Annotated in this window: 21 protein-coding genes and 1 tRNA gene; 7 read left to right on the top strand and 15 right to left on the bottom strand. The window is 59.6% G+C overall.

The annotated features are described in order from the left end of the window. Positions 1-28 precede the first annotated feature (28 nt). From ycfP to L1P05_RS09110, 8 genes are all read right to left on the bottom strand, one after another. The gene (ycfP, locus tag L1P05_RS09075) at positions 29-571 is read right to left on the bottom strand and encodes an alpha/beta hydrolase YcfP (RefSeq protein WP_012848724.1); all 543 of its coding nucleotides are present in this window, start codon (positions 569-571) and stop codon (positions 29-31) included. 97 nt (positions 572-668) lie between these two features. Beyond that, the gene (gene nagZ, locus L1P05_RS09080) at positions 669-1,691 is read right to left on the bottom strand and encodes a beta-N-acetylhexosaminidase (protein ID WP_012848725.1); all 1,023 of its coding nucleotides are present in this window, start codon (positions 1,689-1,691) and stop codon (positions 669-671) included. Positions 1,692-1,730: 39 nt separating this feature from the next. Beyond that, positions 1,731-2,573: a phosphotransferase gene (locus L1P05_RS09085; protein WP_012848726.1), complete on the bottom strand. Its 843-nt coding sequence runs from the start codon at positions 2,571-2,573 to the stop codon at positions 1,731-1,733. Beyond that, on the bottom strand, positions 2,563-3,153 hold the full coding sequence (gene lpoB, locus L1P05_RS09090; RefSeq protein ID WP_034168332.1) for a penicillin-binding protein activator LpoB: 591 nt from the start codon (positions 3,151-3,153) through the stop codon (positions 2,563-2,565). Before lpoB ends, L1P05_RS09085 begins: the two co-directional genes overlap by 11 nt. Positions 3,154-3,178: 25 nt before the next feature. Further along, positions 3,179-3,571, bottom strand: a complete 393-nt coding sequence (locus L1P05_RS09095; protein WP_078057731.1) for a YcfL family putative periplasmic lipoprotein — start codon at positions 3,569-3,571, stop codon at positions 3,179-3,181. A 30-nt stretch (positions 3,572-3,601) separates the two neighbouring features. Further along, a complete protein-coding gene (gene hinT / locus L1P05_RS09100; RefSeq protein ID WP_012848729.1) occupies positions 3,602-3,952 on the bottom strand; it encodes a purine nucleoside phosphoramidase in 351 nt (116 codons plus the stop codon). Positions 3,953-5,188: 1,236 nt separating this feature from the next. Continuing rightward, entirely contained in the window at positions 5,189-5,707 is a 519-nt protein-coding gene (locus L1P05_RS09105; protein ID WP_012848732.1) for a Spy/CpxP family protein refolding chaperone, read from the bottom strand. Between the two features lie 421 nt (positions 5,708-6,128). Beyond that, entirely contained in the window at positions 6,129-6,644 is a 516-nt protein-coding gene (locus L1P05_RS09110) for a Spy/CpxP family protein refolding chaperone (protein ID WP_012848734.1), read from the bottom strand. Between the two features lie 416 nt (positions 6,645-7,060). Here L1P05_RS09110 and kduI point away from each other — a divergent pair, with 416 nt between their 5' ends. The 4 genes from kduI to L1P05_RS09130 all read left to right on the top strand — a co-directional run bounded on the left by kduI (position 7,061) and on the right by L1P05_RS09130 (position 11,295). Then, on the top strand, positions 7,061-7,897 hold the full coding sequence (kduI, locus tag L1P05_RS09115) for a 5-dehydro-4-deoxy-D-glucuronate isomerase (protein ID WP_012848735.1): 837 nt from the start codon (positions 7,061-7,063) through the stop codon (positions 7,895-7,897). Positions 7,898-7,962: 65 nt separating this feature from the next. After that, positions 7,963-8,724 carry a 2-dehydro-3-deoxy-D-gluconate 5-dehydrogenase KduD gene (gene kduD / locus L1P05_RS09120; protein ID WP_012848736.1) on the top strand — a complete coding sequence of 254 codons (762 nt, stop codon included), beginning with the start codon at positions 7,963-7,965 and terminating at the stop codon, positions 8,722-8,724. Between the two features lie 406 nt (positions 8,725-9,130). Then, the gene (locus L1P05_RS09125; RefSeq protein WP_012848737.1) at positions 9,131-9,382 is read left to right on the top strand and encodes a hypothetical protein; all 252 of its coding nucleotides are present in this window, start codon (positions 9,131-9,133) and stop codon (positions 9,380-9,382) included. Between the two features lie 707 nt (positions 9,383-10,089). Further along, positions 10,090-11,295, top strand: coding sequence for a YadA-like family protein (locus tag L1P05_RS09130; protein WP_012848739.1), 1,206 nt, complete (start codon positions 10,090-10,092; stop codon positions 11,293-11,295). Between the two features lie 96 nt (positions 11,296-11,391). Here L1P05_RS09130 and L1P05_RS09135 read toward each other — a convergent pair. From L1P05_RS09135 to yfiR, 5 genes are all read right to left on the bottom strand, one after another. Next, positions 11,392-11,479: transfer RNA gene (locus tag L1P05_RS09135), tRNA-Ser, on the bottom strand. 104 nt (positions 11,480-11,583) lie between these two features. After that, positions 11,584-11,724, bottom strand: coding sequence for a hypothetical protein (locus L1P05_RS09140; protein ID WP_165362055.1), 141 nt, complete (start codon positions 11,722-11,724; stop codon positions 11,584-11,586). 121 nt (positions 11,725-11,845) lie between these two features. After that, positions 11,846-12,334, bottom strand: coding sequence for an outer membrane lipoprotein YfiB (yfiB, locus tag L1P05_RS09145; RefSeq protein WP_012848741.1), 489 nt, complete (start codon positions 12,332-12,334; stop codon positions 11,846-11,848). A 22-nt stretch (positions 12,335-12,356) separates the two neighbouring features. Beyond that, a complete protein-coding gene (gene dgcN, locus L1P05_RS09150) occupies positions 12,357-13,523 on the bottom strand; it encodes a diguanylate cyclase DgcN/YfiN (RefSeq protein ID WP_012848742.1) in 1,167 nt (388 codons plus the stop codon). Positions 13,524-13,587: 64 nt separating this feature from the next. Next, on the bottom strand, positions 13,588-14,106 hold the full coding sequence (gene yfiR / locus L1P05_RS09155) for a regulatory sequestration protein YfiR (protein ID WP_225857125.1): 519 nt from the start codon (positions 14,104-14,106) through the stop codon (positions 13,588-13,590). A 477-nt stretch (positions 14,107-14,583) separates the two neighbouring features. On the opposite strand from yfiR, the gene L1P05_RS09160 reads away from it, so the two are divergent. Beyond that, positions 14,584-14,934, top strand: a complete 351-nt coding sequence (locus tag L1P05_RS09160; RefSeq protein WP_012848745.1) for a nitrous oxide-stimulated promoter family protein — start codon at positions 14,584-14,586, stop codon at positions 14,932-14,934. A gap of 28 nt (positions 14,935-14,962) precedes the next feature. Here L1P05_RS09160 and L1P05_RS09165 read toward each other — a convergent pair whose 3' ends face one another. Further along, a complete protein-coding gene (locus L1P05_RS09165) occupies positions 14,963-15,394 on the bottom strand; it encodes a universal stress protein (protein ID WP_012848746.1) in 432 nt (143 codons plus the stop codon). A gap of 126 nt (positions 15,395-15,520) precedes the next feature. Beyond that, complete coding sequence (locus tag L1P05_RS09170) at positions 15,521-15,916, bottom strand: acyl-CoA thioesterase (RefSeq protein WP_015461580.1); 396 nt, start codon at positions 15,914-15,916, stop codon at positions 15,521-15,523. Positions 15,917-16,222: 306 nt separating this feature from the next. Here L1P05_RS09170 and L1P05_RS09175 point away from each other — a divergent pair, with 306 nt between their 5' ends. Beyond that, positions 16,223-16,423 carry a hypothetical protein gene (locus L1P05_RS09175; RefSeq protein ID WP_012848748.1) on the top strand — a complete coding sequence of 67 codons (201 nt, stop codon included), beginning with the start codon at positions 16,223-16,225 and terminating at the stop codon, positions 16,421-16,423. Positions 16,424-16,795: 372 nt separating this feature from the next. Continuing rightward, on the top strand, positions 16,796-17,104 hold the full coding sequence (locus L1P05_RS09180; protein WP_041692522.1) for a hypothetical protein: 309 nt from the start codon (positions 16,796-16,798) through the stop codon (positions 17,102-17,104). Positions 17,105-17,253: the final 149 nt, after the last annotated feature.

Raw genomic sequence — 17,253 nt, forward strand, 5'->3', positions numbered from 1 at the left:
GGGGGAGCCTCTCCCCCTGCCTCGCCCCTCAGGCCACGCTCTTGAACGCGCGAATCCGCTGCAGATGCGGCGACAGGCTGGGGAACTTGTGTCCCTGCCGCTCATCCCACACCACATCATAGTACGGCGCCAGCAGCCCGGCGCTGCGCTGGCTATCCAGCACCTCATCGTGACGCGACAGCAGCACCAGACTGCGGCCGCGGTTACGGCTGCGGAAATTATCCACGCACTTGGTGGCGATATCCGCATACTCTTCCGGCCGATCGATGAGCCCCGGCATCGTCTCCTGCGGGAACAGGTTCGGGTTCACCATCACCTGGCGGATACCGCAGAGAAAACCGATGCGCTCGGCCCAGTACCCCCCGAGCCCGACGCCGCAAATCAGCGCGCCCGGATCGTCGCCCTGGCGGACGACCCGGCTCACCTCGTTGAGCAGATACTGCATGTCGTGCCGCGGGTGACGCGTGCTGTAGCTGATCAGCCGCACGTCCGTATCGATAAACTGCAGCTGCAGTACCTTTTCATGATTGCCCGGACTGGTGGAGTCGAAGCCATGCAGATAAATAATCATACGTCTCCCTAAGCGGTCTCCCGCACGTGTCATCCACGCCGCAGGTCACCTTGACACGCGGCGGCCCTGCGCCTAAAAGGTTGTCCGGCGCCGGTTCTCAGGCCTGTTTGGCCTCCTCCCAGCGCTGGTGTAAGCGTTGCAAATCCTGATGCGCCTGCTTCCAGCGCGCGCTGCCCATCAGCCCCTCGCGATCGACCTGACCACGGTGACGCAGACGCTCGATGCGCGGCGACCCCGCGGCGGACAGGTGGTCCAGCACGCTGATCGCGCCCTGGCGGTTATTGCAGACCAGCACCATATCGCAGCCGGCGTCCAGAGACGCCTGCGCCCGCTGCGCGTAGCTGCCCATCACCGCCGCCCCGTTCATCGACAGGTCATCCGAGAAGATCACCCCATCGAAGCCCAGCGCCTGACGCAGCACCTGCTGCAGCCAGTAGGGTGAGCCGCTGGCCGGACGGGAGTCCGCCTGTGAGTAGATCACGTGGGCCGGCATGACCGCATCCAGCCTGGCGCGCGCATTCAGCGTCTTGAAAATAACCATATCATGCTCAACGATTTGCGCCAGCGGGCGCTCGTCGATCGGCGTCTCCTTATGGGAGTCCGCGCTCACCTTGCCGTGCCCCGGAAAATGCTTGCCGGTCGCCTTCATTCCCGCCTGGTGCATCCCGTCGATAAACGCCTGCGCCAGCGGAATGGCGCTCTCCGCCTCCCGATGGAACGCCCGCTCGCCGATGGCGGCGCTGCCGTGCCCCAAATCCAGCACCGGCGCAAAGCTCAGATCGATATCCATCGCGATCATCTCGCAGGCCATCAGCCAGCCGCCCTCCAGCGCCAGGCGCTGCGCCTCCTGCGGCGCATTGAGCGCGGCATAGGACTGCGCTGCCGGCAGGCGGGTAAACCCCTGATGGAAGCGCTGCACCCGTCCCCCCTCCTGATCGACGGTCACCAGTAAAGGGTGGCGCGCCGCCTGGCGAATTTGGCGCACCAGCTCGCGCAGCTGGCCCGGATCGTCAAAATTACGGCTAAACAGGATCACGCCACCGACCAACGGATGGTCCAGGATCTCTCGCTCCTCGGCATCCAGCGCATAGCCGGCGACATCCAGCATTACAGGGCCCACACGACGTCTCCTCTCTCGCGGCGCCGCGCGCCGCATGGATTATTGAGTTAAATTGCGCAGCAGGACATCGGCCTGCCGCCGGTAAATAGGTTGCTGCGTCTGCTGCCAGCGCAGTTCAAACCACAGCCAGGCCATATAGTCCACCCAGCCCAGCCAGCGATTCAGCTGCTGCAGCAGACGCGCGGCGTCACGGTAGCCCCCCTGACGACAGTAGGCCGCGACCAGCTCGGCCCGCCCGGCGCCGTCCAGGGCATAGTTTCGGCTCAGCGCCGCTAAATCCAGCGCGATATCGCCGCTGGCGGCGTACTCCCAGTCGATCAGCCCCACGGCGCCGTCCGCGCCGATCAGATTGCCATCGTGAATATCCATATGCAGCAGCGCCAGCTTAAGCGGACGCGGCTCACGGCGGCGCTGCCAGCGCTGGTGCACGCGCTGCGCCAGAAAGCCACGCCGCTCGGGCGCCAGCTGCGCCCAGTAGGCGGCGCAGTAGCGTCGCAGCGAGCGCGACGTCAGACGCGGCGGCAGGCGGTGCAGACGCACGACGAGCGCCGCCAGCTGCGCCATCGACAGCGCACCCGGCGCCAGGGTCTCGCCGGGCAGCCAGCCGGCCAGCAGCCAGCCATCAACGGTGCCATAGCAGGTTGGCCCCAGCCCCGCCGCCGCCCCCATCCGCAGCGCCCGCCCCTCGCGGCGCCGATCGATCCCCAGATGGCGCCGCGGCGGTGTGATCGGTCGCAGCAGAATGGTGACACTGTCACCATTCTGCGCGCGCCAGTTATCGCCGCTCAGCCCCTGCGTCAGGCTAAACTGCCAATCGGCGCCCGGCAGCGAGGGAAAGCGGCGACGCAGCACCGCCCGCATGGCCTGCGGATCAGAGCGCAACCGGGCCTTTACCCGACCAGATGATCTCCCCGCTCTGCACCAGCATCAGCTGCATCGCCAGACGCGGCGCCTGCACATTGCCGCTGACGGTGGTATACAGCACATACTGGGCGCTCACCTGCCGCGCCAAGCCGATCGCCTTGCTGCGCGATCCGAGGCTGTCATTGGCCGCCAGCCCCAGGCTCTGCTTCGCCTGCGCCAGCTGCGCCGTCGACACCATCTGGAACCGGGGGTTACCGGCCAGCGCGCTGCGCAGCACCTCGCTGGCGTTGGCCATACTCAGCTGGCCGTTGGTTTTATTTTGCACCCCGTCCACCAGCAGAATCGAGCCGGCCTCGACCCCCGGCGCGCTCAGCAGCTGATCGATCAGCGGCGCAAAGCTGCCCTGCCAGTCCACGCTGGTCATCTTGGGCGGCTGGGGGACCGGGGTGACGACCGGCGGCGTCGGCGTCGGCACCACGCTGGGCTTCGCCGGCGTCGTTGGCGCCGGCGGCTGAGAGGGCGTCTCACCGCGCGGCAGCAGTCCCTGACAGCCGCTCAGCAGCAGCGCGGCCAGCGCGATCCCCGACATTCTCTTTATCATTATGCTCAATCCTAGTTACCCATCAGTAATAAAGGTATAGCCGCACCTGGCGCGCCTGCGGATCCCGGCTGAACGACGTCAGCCTGACCCGCTCCCCGCTCTGCAGCGTTAGACGGGCGGGCGCCGGCGCCGGCGCGATCTCCAGTCCCCGGGCGTCATACCAATAGAAGCGGTAGTGCAGCGGCAGCGTCGCGCCGCCCTCGCCGTCACCGTAGCTGACCTGTGCCTGCGCGGTGCGTCCGCTCCCCTGCGCCGTTATCTGCGGCGCGGTGGCCGTGACGCCCGCCGCCAGCAGCCCCGGCTCCATCACCAGACGCTGCTCCGCGTTGATCGGGATCCGCGACGGCGCCGCGCATCCGACCAGCCACAGCGGCGTCAACAGCGCCAGCATAGCCCAACTGCGATTCCCTGCCATACCCCCTCCTTACCCGGCGTCGGGCCGCGGTTAGCGCGCGAGCAGCGGCCCCAGCGGACGCCCGCCGAGCAGATGCATATGGATATGGAACACCTCTTGCCCCGCGTCGCGGTTGCAGTTGATCACCAGGCGATAGCCGTTCTCATCAATCCCCTCCTGGCGCGCGATCTTTGCCGCCGCGCTGATCATCCGCCCCAGCGCCGCCTCATCCTGCGGCTGCACATCGTTCACCGTTGGGATCAGCCTATTCGGCACGATAAGCACATGGCTCGGCGCCTGCGGCGAAATATCGCGAAACGCCGTGACCAGTTCGTCCTGGTACACCACATCGGCGGGAATTTCACCGCGGATAATTTTGCTAAAAATGGTCTCTTCAGCCATGACAGATATCCTTAAACAGAGAGAGGGAGAATGATGATAAGGGCCGGCTCCGGCGCCCGGAACACGCTTTACGCGCCACCGCGCTCAGCGTCTTTAGCCATCGCACTGGCGAAGCGAGGCCCAACCCCGCGTCGAGTCCCTTAATTCCCCCCTCGGCCGCAGGCGACGGAGAATTGACGGAGAATTAAGGAACCCAGTCAGCAGTATGAGTAGAGCGCGTCCGGCTTTCAAGCCTTAGACGAGCGGAACGGCGTAACTGGCGCCTTTTCCGCCGCCGCCGCGGGCCGGGCGTGTCAGCGGTGGCGATCCCCGCCATCGCATATCCGCCGCAGGCTGAATCGCCCAAGCGCTCACCCGGCACCGGGCGGGTTTTACGGGAGAAGAGATACCGGTGCGCCGCCGATACCAGACAGACTCCGCGCGGCAAGCAGCCTAGCCCAGTGGGCGCGCAGCGGCAAAAGGCGGCATCTGGTTTTTTTAAACCGGAGCGGAGGAAAAGCCACGCCGCCGCGAAAAGGGGGTCATCGCGAGTCTCCATCGATGATTCAGGGCATTGGGTGTGCTCACGGGATCAGAGGTTAAATGACAAGGTCGAGGGGCGTTTACCTGCTGACGAGCGCGCCCTGCTAGCAGAAACGGTCGATACAGGGTGTTTAGGATTGGCTATTCAACGGAAACGCCGGCAAGTGCATGGCCATTATCCTGAATAAATAAACGGTGTCTGCTCAGGTTTTGCCCGCGGCGAAGAGCGTGAGTCACCGTATCACCTTTAGCAAGGGTGGCAAAATCCGTATCGCTCCGGTTTCTGATAAAGCTATCCGGGAGATCAATACCAAAAATTCCGGCATATTATTTATTGTTTGATGTCGATGACGCGGCATAGCGGCCAATATTCCACAATGTAAAATCCCATCCCCCTAAAGGTCAGGCAGTACACGTGCGACGGCATACATTGACGGCACATTTTATGATCGACGGCGGAAATCGGCTCACCCGGCAACGCATAATCGGATATGCCCCCTTCAGCAAACGCTGGCATACGCCCATCTCCCCCGCGGATGTTTTATCGGACGCAAGCTCACCCAATCCACGCGAAAGGAGGTATCCACATCGCCTCCACAAGGGTGAACTCGGGTGGGACGCTAGTGCCCCCTGCAATGAAAAAGCCCACTGAAAAACGCATTTCAGTGGGCCTATGACGCTCGGGACGGGGCGTTGTTCGACGCGACGTCAGGGTTACTGCTGGGACTGATTCATTTTCCCCTGGCGATCCAGCATCAGCTGCACGCGTTTTTCAAAATTCTGGTTAACCTGCTTCTTCTGCTCCGGGGTCAGCAGATTGTAGATCTGGTTTTCCATCTTCATTCTGGCCAGCGCCGCGTCATTGCGCGTCTTGTTGTTGGCCTCTATCTGCGCGCGCGCGGCCGCTTCGTCAAACTTATCGCTGGCAACGAGCTGATGCATCTGCTTAAAGTGGTCCACGTTATGGGGCATCGGGTGCGTATTGCGGAACTGCAGACGAATGTCGCGGATCTGCTGGCGCTGCTCCGGCGTCAGCTGGATCCCGGCCAGCATGCCGCCGTCGTGCCGGGCGCCTTTTTTCTGCATCATCTGATTTTGATGGTGCATCATCCCCATACCATCACCATTGCCCATGCCATTCTGCGCCTGTGCGGCGGTGCTATCGGCCGCATTCGCCGCGCCAACGCCCAGAGCCAGAGTAGAAGCAAGAAGGAGTGCCGTCATTTTACGCATTAAGAATTCCTCTGTATCAATTTATGTTCGGTGATTTCGCCGTGTGCCTGGAAATAAATTTAGCTGAAAAGAGTTCAAGTAATTATATCCAGTGTAAATAACTGAAAGCAGAATTACGCGGAATAGCTTAATTATGGATTAATTATGAAGAGTTGGGATGAAAATCGACTATTGATGCGCCGCGATCCCCCTGCCGCCGTGCGCGCCGCCGTTTTTCAGCGCTGCTGAGGTATCCGCGTGGGCTAGACGACGCCGGCGGGAATCGCGGGCGCGCCATAAATAAAATAACCAGCGCGACGCGGAGTAATAGAATTAAATAGGAAAAGGATTAATTAATCCAGTCAAAAATGCAGCGTTGCCCCGATAATTCGACGGAACGGATCGGAGCCCCGCCGCGGCGAGGCTCCTCCATTCGCTGACTTTATTGCTGCATCCAGCGATCGTGATGCTGCTGCATTCGCTGCAGGCCGCGCTCGGCGTTATCGTTAAAGGCCTTTTTTTGCTCCGGCGTCAGCACGCTGTACATCTGGTGCTCCATCTTCAAACGCTGCACCAGCTGCTGATTGCGCTTGGCGCCCGAGGCATCCAGCTGCGCCCGCACGGCATTCTCGTCGAATTTGTCGCCGGTAATGATCTGCTGGCGCTGTTTAAAGGCGTCGTGCCAGGCGGCGCTATCGCTCTGTGCGGCATACTGGCGCGCGATATCCCGCATCTGCTGACGCTGCGCGTCGCTGAGATTCAGCCCGTCAAACATGCCGCCGCGGTAGCGTCCATGGTGACCGTCGCGCCACATCATAGGGTGATAGCCAGAGCCCATCATCATACCGCCGTCCTGCCAGCAGGGCGGCGTATCGTCATTCTGCTGCGGCTGTGCCCAGGCCGACCCTACGCCCAGCGCCAGCGACGCCGCCAGCGCCATCACCGTCAATTTTCTCATTTTTTGCTCCTTGTCGATTCCAGCGTCTTACTGCGCAGAGTGTCCCCCCGTGGCGGCCCTCATGCGCACGGAAACTGCCTATCGAATGAGCTTACCCCCTCCGCGGGCTAATGACAGCGCATTCACGTAAATTATTGTAACCCGCCAAGCTATTCCGCTATCTAAAAAGCAATAGACAGCACAACCCCTAAAAATACCCCGCCCTCTCCGCGCGATTCACTGCCTAGCGCCCTCGGGTTCTGGAGCCCTCGCGGAGATCTCACAAAAATGCAATCGCGATTCTAAAAAATCAAAACAGCATTTCATTTTCTATTGAAGCCCCGCACGGATTGCGTTAGGATCCTCATCAGCACACGGGAGCGGCCCAATGCCTGAGCCTGAGCCCGTCGGGCGTTACTGAGCATAACGAGGTAAAAATGGAAGTCCGTCAAAGCATCCACAGCGATCACGCGAAGCAGCTCGACACCGCCGGTCTGCGCCGTGAGTTTCTCATCGACACCGTCTTCGACGCCGATCGCTATACCATGGTGTACAGCCATATCGACCGCATAATCGTCGGCGGCATCATGCCCGTGACGCAAAGCGTCGCTATCGGCAACGAGGTAGGAAAGCAGCTGGGCGTCGGCTATTTTCTTGAGCGCCGCGAACTGGGCGTTATCAATATCGGCGGCCCCGGCGCCATTGACGTCGACGGCGAGCGCTATGAGATCGGCCCGCGTGAGGCGCTGTATGTCGGTCAGGGCGCGCGCGCGCTGCGTTTCACCAGCCTGGATAGCACCTGTCCGGCCAAGTTCTACTACAACTGCGCGCCGGCCCATACCCACTACCCAAACCGCAAGATCACCCCGGCCGATGTCTCTCCGCAGACCCTGGGCGATGCCAAGACCAGCAATCGCCGCACCATCAATAAGTACATGGTGCCGGAGGTGCTGCCGACCTGTCAGCTGTCGATGGGGCTGACGGAGCTTGAAGAGGGCAACCTGTGGAATACCATGCCGTGCCACACCCATGAGCGCCGCATGGAGGTTTACTTCTATTTCAATATGGCGCCGGACAGCTGCGTATTCCACATGATGGGACAGCCGCAGGAGACGCGACATATCGTGATGCGCAATGAACAGGCCGTAATCTCCCCCAGCTGGTCTATCCACTCGGGCGTCGGCACCCAGGCCTACACCTTTATCTGGGGCATGGTGGGTGAAAACCAGGTCTTTGACGATATGGACCACCTCGCCATTACCGATTTGCGCTAACCGCTATTTTTCATTCATCCGCACGCCGGCGGGAATGCCGGCGCGCTAGTAAAAGGATAAGACGCATGATTCTGGATACATTCTCTCTGCAGGGTAAAGTTGCGATGGTGACCGGGTGCGATACCGGTCTGGGTCAGGGTATGGCGCTGGGTCTGGCGCAGGCCGGCTGCGATATCGTCGGCGTTAACGTGGTTGAACCGACGGAAACCGCAGAAAAAGTGCGCGCGCTGGGGCGTCAGTTTCTCAGCCTGACCGCCGACCTGCGCGATCAGGCGGTGATCCCGGATCTGGTGGCCCAGGCCGTCGCCGCCTACGGCCATATCGATATTCTGGTGAATAACGCCGGGATCATTCGCCGTCAAGACGCCATCGACTTCAGCGAAAAGGACTGGGACGACGTGATGAACCTGAACATTAAGAGCGTCTTCTTCCTGTCGCAGGCCGTAGCGCGTCAGTTTATCGAGCAGGGACAGGGCGGCAAGATCATCAACATCGCCTCCATGCTCTCCTTCCAGGGGGGGATCCGGGTGCCCTCTTACACCGCATCCAAGAGCGCGGTGATGGGCGTGACCCGTCTGCTGGCCAACGAGTGGGCCAAGCACGGCATCAACGTCAACGCCATTGCACCGGGCTATATGGCCACCAATAACACTCAGCAGCTGCGCAGCGACGAATCCCGCAACAAGGAGATCCTGGAGCGCATTCCGGCGGCGCGCTGGGGCCTGCCGCAGGATCTGATGGGCCCGGTTGTCTTCCTCTCCTCTCCGGCATCCGACTATGTCAACGGCTATACCCTGGCCGTCGACGGGGGCTGGCTGGCCCGCTAACCGTCAGCAGGGCTCCGCGCAAGCGCGGGTCCCTCTTTTGACTGTCGGGGTGCGCGTCGCGTCTGATGGGCTCCCGGCGCAAGCGCAGGGCCCCTCCGCACGCCCGCTCCCCCTGCCCAGGTTGATGACGAAACGCGAGCAGCACAGCCGTCCCCTCTCCGTAGACTACCGAACCGTTTCCAGACCACCGCACCGAACCGTTCCCAAACCGGCGCGACGCTGGCCGATAAGCCTTTCTTATCGTTTACGCCATCGGCGTAACGTCGATGATACCTGCACAAAGATTGATTTTGGTCATTATTTAATCGCCAAACTTTTGCTTCTATGAAAACTCACTTATGTGAGTGCTATCACAATAAATTACTCATCTCTTATTTATTCGATTCCTTAGTGCAGGAGGTTCGTCATGTCGGTCGTTCACACCCGTCTTAACCTGTTCGGCGGCGATACGCTGATCGTACGCTGCGCCCATCGCTTCTCCGTTCATCTGGCCAGCGATGAAAATCCACACCTTCAGCAGGCCGCGGCGACGTCCTCAGCCAGCCCGTCGCCCCAGGGGGAGCTCTATCTCAGTATCCCCTTCAGCGGCCTGTGGAACCTGATTATTGACGCGCAGGGCGATGCGATAGAGCACTCCGTTCGCTATTTGCCGGCGTAGCGTCAGACGCGCTCGGCGTGCATCGCGCGCCCGATGCCGCGTTCCCCCCAACATCGAGTGAGCCTGGGCAGCACATACCCGCGTAGCGTATCCATGATGCGCAACGCCTTTTCCCTGCCCTGAGTCGCCCCATCGCGCACCGGCGCATATTAAAATCAGGCCGCAATTTTTAATTAGCGCAGAGATAAGCAGCGCCAACAAATAACTTAAGACATTTCTATTAACGAAGAAAATTCTTATTTTGGCTCGTGCGATATTTTATCTACCAAATATGTAGAAGTGTTATCAATTATTAATGAAAAAATATTAGCATGGCAGATAACGGTAACGCCGCGGACGCATTTTTATTTTCAACGGAATCAGCAGTACGTCAATATTAGATTGTTATCTCAAATAATACAAAATAAAAAGAATATTAATCTAAAAATAACGCTTATGTTAAAATTCAACGCTAATGGTGCGGCGCTAGCAAAACCCGTAAAAAATGGACAGCAGAATAGTCTGATATAGCCAATCCCCCTGTGCGACCGTATATTCCCCCGCAGCGAAAGCATTTGCGCTAATAACGTTAGAAAATAAGCCATCGCTTTCTTTAGCTGCCTCATCCAATTACATCAACAGACAACTTTAGCGAAGGGTCTGTTCATCGGGCCGGAATAACCCCGTTATTTGCGGCAAGCGTCTCACGTAGAAAATTGGCCATATAAATGATGAAAAACCGTCAATTCATTTTACTCCTCTCTCTTCTTCCCCTCACGACCCCACTGGCTTACGCTGCGCCTACCCGCGCAGCCCTCAGCGGTAGCTACCAGGCCGGCGGCGCGCTGGCCGATAGCCAAAACGCCATCGCCTTGGGCAACGGCGCCCATGTGACGACCGGAGCCCACAGCGCCGTCGCCGTCGGGGTCGGCGCCGCGATCACGTCATCCCTTGATGGCATCGCCATCGGCAGCCAAGCCGCGATCCAGGGCAAGGCCGACGGCGCCACCGCCATTGGCAGCGGCAGCCAGATCGACAGCAATAACGTCGGCAGTAACGCCATCGGGATCAATAGCCATGTCCACGCCGATGCCGCCGGCGCCAATGCCATCGGCGACACCGCCAGCGTCGGCAGCGCGGCCGCGGGCGCTAACGCCATTGGCACCTTTAGCCGCGTCGGCGACAATGCCAGCGGCGCCGTCGCCTTGGGCAGCGACGCCAGCGTCGGCGACAACGCCCGCAGCAGCGTCGCCATCGGCGATCATGCCAGCGTGGCCAGCGGCACCACCAACGCCGTCAGCATCGGCGATCACAGCACTAACCAGCGCAGCCAGAGCGTCTCATTCGGCGACGCCGCCCATCAGCGCCAGCTCACCCACGTCGCCGCCGGCACACAGTCTACCGACGCCGTGAATCTCGGGCAGCTGAACAGCGTGGCCAAGGCAGGACAGCAGCGTCAGCAGCAGCTGCTGCACAATAGCGTCAGCATTCACGCTAACCAGCAGAATATTGCCGGAAACAGTCAGCAAATCGACGATAACGGTCAGCAGATCACCGCCAACGCGCAGGAGGTCCGCGACAACGGCCAGCGTATCCATCGCAATGCGCAGACAATTCAGCGTAACTGGCGAGCGGTCAATGCGTGGCAAAGCGGCGTCAGCCGTCATCTTGGCGCCATGCAGCATCAGATCGACAACAACCGCCATGAAATGCGGCAGATCGCCGCCAAAGATGCCGCGCTGGCCGGACTATTCCAGCCCTATAGCGTCGGTAAGTTCAACGCCAGCGCCGCGCTGGGCGGCTATAAGGATCAGCAGGCCGTCGCCGTCGGCGTGGGCTACCGCTTTACCCATCAGCTGGCGGCCAAAGCCGGCGCCGCCTTCAATGACAACTCGCTGGAGTATAACGTCGGCGTCAACTACGAATTTAACTGAGTTACCCCCGCCCCAGCGGACGCTGACGGAGAAAAAAGCAGAGGGGATGCGGGAGGAAGAAACGAAAAACCCCGCGCGATGCGCGGGGTTTGAATTTGGCGGAAGGACAGAGATTCGAACTCTGGGAGCTGTTACACTCGACGGTTTTCAAGACCGCTGCCTTAAACCACTCAGCCATCCTTCCAATGGCTGAGGATATTAATCGGCTCCGAGCCCCTTGTCCAGTCCTAAAATCATCTTTTTACTCAACCGGCTAGCAAATGAACAGCCCCTTTGCCCCACCGCTGCTCAACCCTGTAGCCGACGGGTTTTGACGTCGCCCAGAGACGCTTTTAGCATCTTCATCGCCGTATTCCAGCGACTGGCGCTATGGCAGGCCAATGCATACTTGGCCACGCAGCGTGCGACCTGCAACCTTCTGCTATTCATAGGCTCCTCCTCGTCAACGTATTTCAGATAAAGCCTATACCCAACGGGTTCAATATTTGTATGAGAAATGTAAAGTTGACGGAGGATTTAACGACCGCGGTAACGCGGCCGCGGCGATCGGCTACGGCGCCTGGATCACGATCGCAACGCGTCGGTTCTCCGCCCGGCCCTGACGGGTCGCGTTGTCGGCGATCGGGTTGCTTTTCCCCATGCCGCGCGTCGTCAGGTTCGCCCGCGGCATCCCACCGCTGGCCATGGCATCCGCCACCTTATCGGCCCGCTTCAGCGACAGCTGCTGATTGTACTGATCCGTTCCGTAGTTGTCGGTATAGCCATCGAGACGAGCGTGCAGGATAGCCACCTGCGACAGCGCATGCCCAAGCTCGGCCACATGCGCCTGGCTCTCCGGACGCAGCGTCGCCTGATTATTCCCGAATAGCACCTTCTCCGACATGCCAAAGCTCCACCCCTCCGGCGTCGGCGTAAAGCCCTGCTGCTGCAGGACGGCAATCTGCTGAGGCGAAAACGTCGCCTGATGCTGACAGCCGCTTAACAGCGCGCAGCCCAGCGTTATCCCCAAAGCCCAGCCCTTTCGTTGTTGTATTCGCATCGTGGTGTGATTCCCTTGCCTGTTAAAGTACGCTCCAACCGCCGCCGCGCTGCTTACTGCGATACATGGCGGCATCGGCCTTATCCAGTAGCGCGGCCGGTTGGCTATGAGGAGACGACAGCGTAAAACCGATACTGAAGGTCATACTGACCCGGACGCCGTTGCTCAAAACAATCGGCTGCGGAACCGCCTGCAGGATGCCGCGGGCGACCCGCTCCGCCTCTCGCGGCGCTTCAATATTGCGCAGCAGGATGGCAAACTCATCCCCGCCAAGGCGTGCCACCATATCCGTCTTGCGGATCTGCTGGCTCAGGCGGCTGGCCACCTCCACCAGCACCCGATCCCCCGCCGCATGGCCCCAGGTATCGTTAACCGCCTTAAAACCGTCTCCGTCAAGAAACATGACGCAGACCCGCTCCTGGCGCGGATTAAAACTCTCCAGCATGTTCATAAAGCAGGTGCGGTTAGGCAGGCCGGTCAGCGGATCGTGCAGCGCCTTATAGGTCAGCACCCCATTTTCATTGATCAGCAGCGTATGCTGCGATTCGACCTCCGTCAGCAGGCTGTTAAAGCCCCGGCTCAGCTCCTCGATCTCGGCGATCTGTGAATGGGGCACCCGTAATGAATAGGTGCGCTGCTCGCGCACCTGGCGGGCCACTTTGGCGATCGCATACAGCTCGTCCACAATGCCGGCATGCATACGCCGCACCAGATACAGCGACAGCAGGGCGATCAGGATCAGGCAGCACAGCAGCCCCAGCAGCAGATAGCCCAAGAAACGCATCAGCATCGAGCCGTCCGCCTTCAGGGTCACAAAGCCGATCAGCTGGCCATTGTGTTCGATAGGGCCGCTGACCGAGCTGGGCAGCAGCCAGCCGCGCAGCAGGCGGTTTAGCGACTCATGGGACGGCGTAGAGGAGTTCCAGCGCACCCAGACCTGATGCTGTACATCGGTGATCGTCGCCTCGGCGATCTGCTCGCGCTTGGCTATCATATTCAGGGCATCCAACGCCGCCGGCTTATCGTTAAAGACCACCGCCGCCTCGCTGGTGTAGCTGATGGTCATGGCCACCAAATGCAGGTTATGCTCCGCGTAGGTACGCAGCGTAAACAGTGACAGCAGCGACAGCGGAATACCGGCCAGCAGCAGCGTCACCGCAATGATCATGATATGAATACGCTGAAACATGCGGCGCAGCGTCGGGCGATCCGTGCGTGATCTGGCTCTCTTGGAAAATAAGCGTTTCACCCTGTTACCCTTTTTTCTTTGCCAAGAGCAGCACATTAGGGTTTACCTGTATGTTACTGCGTGCCAGCGTATCCAGATTCAGCTCAAAAGTGACGTTATGCTCCCCCACCTGCAGACAAAAGGCGCTGCCTTTAACGCATTCACGGTTACCTTCCGCGATCGTCAGCAGGCCTTTTCCCTGCAGCTGCGCCATAACAGACTGCTGCAGCGCCGGACTGATATCGCCGTAATAGGCCACGTCGCACCGCTGTAAAATATTCTGCGGTGCAAAGGCAACCTCCTGTACGGTAAGCCGCGGCGTAGGCGGCATGGATAGCAGCTGCCGGGCATAATGCGTCGGTGGAATAATGCATAGACGAATGGGTTCAGACGGCGTCGGCCAACGGGTAAAGCTAATCATCCCGGTTACGATACGCGCGACATCACGCTCCCGCATACTCTGCAGGCTATCTGCCGGTAATGCGGCGACAGCCATACCGGCCGGCAGAAGTGCGCCTCCTGCCAGCAAACTGACGGCCATCATACCCACTAGCCATTTTTTAAGCGGATGAAACATTGTGACATTCATGCAGCAGGCTCAGCGACTCCCCGGTATTTTCTCTGATGCTCAGGGACGCGGCTCCCTGCAACCATCCGCCCCGAGGATGAAACCATTAAGTGTAAAAAAAGTACACAAGTAAACAATAGGATTTTTCTTGCCCCCGCGCGAATCCGCGCGGAAAGCCGCGTCGCTCCCCGCAGAGAGAGATGACCCTCTCACCGCGCCATTATTTATATACGGCGCTTAAATCCCCTTACTCTCTATCGGTGCATTTGCCGTTTTCTTTAATCACGGTCGATCGGGGATCGCGGCACAATAAGGGGAGCGGATTAAAATCCAATTATATATTGCGCAAGATAAAAGCCTATTGGCCATGGCCTAAACGGCGCGGCGGGTTATTTCATTTATTCAACGCAATTTTTGCTAAGATAGGCCGCACGGCCAGCGGGAGACAATACGATGGGAAAGCGGATCCTACGCGAACAGTTAACGATCCAGTGCATGATACGGCTCTATCAGTCCGCGGCGCCCGATGCGCTGCACACCGAGGCAACCCATTTCGATCAGCTGTATCAGTATGCCTGTCAGCGCCTGGCGCGCTGCCCGTTCGGCGAGGACAAACCCGCGTGCAAACGCTGTCCAATCCACTGCTATCAGCCGGCCAAGCGAGAGGAGATGAAGGCGGTGATGCGCTGGGCCGGGCCGCGCATGCTGTGGCGCCACCCTATTCTGGCCCTGCGCCATCTGTTGGACGATCGGCGGCCGGTGCCGCCGCTGCCGGAAAAATACCGCCGCCGGGAGCGCCGCTGAAGGTCGGCGACGCCCGCCCCGGAGGCGTTTAGCGCACCACCAAGACGCTGGTGGTCGCGTAGCGCACGATCTTGGTGGCGTTAGAGCCCAGCAGGTAGGTGGACATACTGGGGCGACGCGAGCCAACGACGATCAGATCGGCGCCGATCTCCGCGGCCTCCTTCAGCACCTCATCGTAGATAGACCCCTTCCGGATCTGGCAGGTCACGCTGCTGGGGTCGCTCAGGGCGATCGTCTCCGCCAGCGCCTGCATCTTATTCATGCACTCTTCCGCCAGAATATCCTCAAAGCGCAGGGTCTCTTTATTCAGGCGACTGAGTGAACAGTCGGGCACCTGCATGACATAAAGCAAACAGATCTGCACGGCCTCCTGGGCCGCCAGCGCGTTGACCTCCTGCAGCGCGGCCTGAGTCAACGCCATCTCGTCCAGATCGACAGGAACCAAAATCGTCTTATACATCGTTAATCTCCTGTTACGCTTGCCTGATGGGATGTTATCACCGCCATACCCAAAAAGGGGCATGGGCGTCCGGTTTATGGAGCCAGTTAACATTTTTCCCTACTGGCAGGCGGATTAGGAGAATAATTAATCAAACAATGGCACAGGACGGCCATCATCATCCACCGCGACAAAGTTAAACTGGCCGTTAATCACCTCTTCCCGGCCCTCGCGGTACATGTCTTCCAGGAAGATGGTCACGCTTACCGTCAGACTGGTGCGCCCGACGCGCGTCACTCGCCCATCCAGCTCGACGATAGAGCCCGAGGGGATAGGATGCTGAAAGTTAATCCGCTCGGTGGAGACCGTCACCAGACGCTTACGGCAAAAGCGGGTCGCGGTAATAAAGGAAACCTCGTCCATCCAGGCCAGGGCGGTGCCGCCAAACAGCGTAGCGTGGTGGTTGATGGTGGTAGGAAACACGACCTTAGCAACGCGGGTCGCCGATTGCGTTATTTTTTGTTCGATAGCAGGTGAGTTCATTGCGATGGTATACAGCTGATATGGATCGTATAGAGCCGACGATATTAACACAGGCCAGGTGCTACCCAGGCCACATATTTTACCATTCCTGGCTATAGCAGATTGAAATTCTGCATAATACGCACCATATACACTATATGAATAGTCGGTGTCCCGCGGCGAGCGACGCACGGTGGCATCGACGCTCAGCCAGGGCGGCCCCACCGGCGCCGGGACGCGCTGAGCAAACGCCGGCGCACCGACGGTGCCACGGGCGCCCGCGACGCGGGATCCCCCCACATAACCCCTGAGGAATGGGATAGATAGATGGCAGATGCGTTAATCGGATTTGTTCTGCTGGTCAGCCCCTGTGGCCACGATGCCTGTGATGCCCTGCCGGTCACAGAGGATATTTACCCGACCCGCGTCGAGTGCCAGCGGATGATAGATCGCCTGCACCAGCGTCGCCCTAACGTGGTGTTATTCTGCGGTGAAGTCTATCGCGATGAAAGTGAAAAGCCGCGCTAACGACGCGGCGAGGGGATAGCGGTAAATTGGGGCGCGCCGCCGACCTGCGCCCGTCGAGGACGACAGACGCGCCCCACCGCGAACTACACCGTGCCGCCTGCGCTACGCGCGCGGCGCCTAGCGCTCCTCGCGTACCGTGGGTTCACGGGGACCGAATGCAATAAGCGCCAAGAGACTGACCAGATAACTGACATGGCAGCTACGCAGGATTTGCCTGAACAGCTTCATGTGTGACTCCTTTGGAGGGATACCCAGTCTTACTCTACCCGTTCGCCCATAAAGCGCCAGTCCGCCGCATGATGGGGCTCACACTCCCGCCATCTTTCTTTATGTCCCCCCGCGGGACTCCTGACACAGACCAATGACAGCCCCATGACGCCGAATACGGCGATGCTCCCCCTGCCCCATCCCATTCGCCGAGCGACGGGATCGCGCGCGTCATCGCGAGAGGCAGAGGCAGAGGCAGAGGCAGAGGCAGAGGCAGAGGCAGAGGCAGAGGCAGAGGCAGAGGCAGAGGCAGAGAGTTTAAACGATTTGAATGAGTTAAACGATTTGAATGAGTTAAACGGTTTGAACAGTTTGAACGACTTGAACGGCTTGAACGGCTTGAACGGCTTGAACGGCTGGAACGGCTGGAACGGCTGGAATACGTCGATGGCTGTCGGGCACGCAGCCCGATAGGCCGCGTGCGTGCCGCTATGCTTAGTAGTAGTTCTGTGAGGTCAGCTGCAGCAGAACCGAGTTCAGATCGTGCATAAAGGATTTAACTTGTTTCATCTTAAACTCCTTAAAAGTGTGAGCTATATCTCTATTTCGAGAGAGATATTAGC

It is taken from the genome of Edwardsiella piscicida (assembly GCF_021733145.1).
Classification (GTDB): Bacteria; Pseudomonadota; Gammaproteobacteria; order Enterobacterales; family Enterobacteriaceae; genus Edwardsiella; species Edwardsiella piscicida.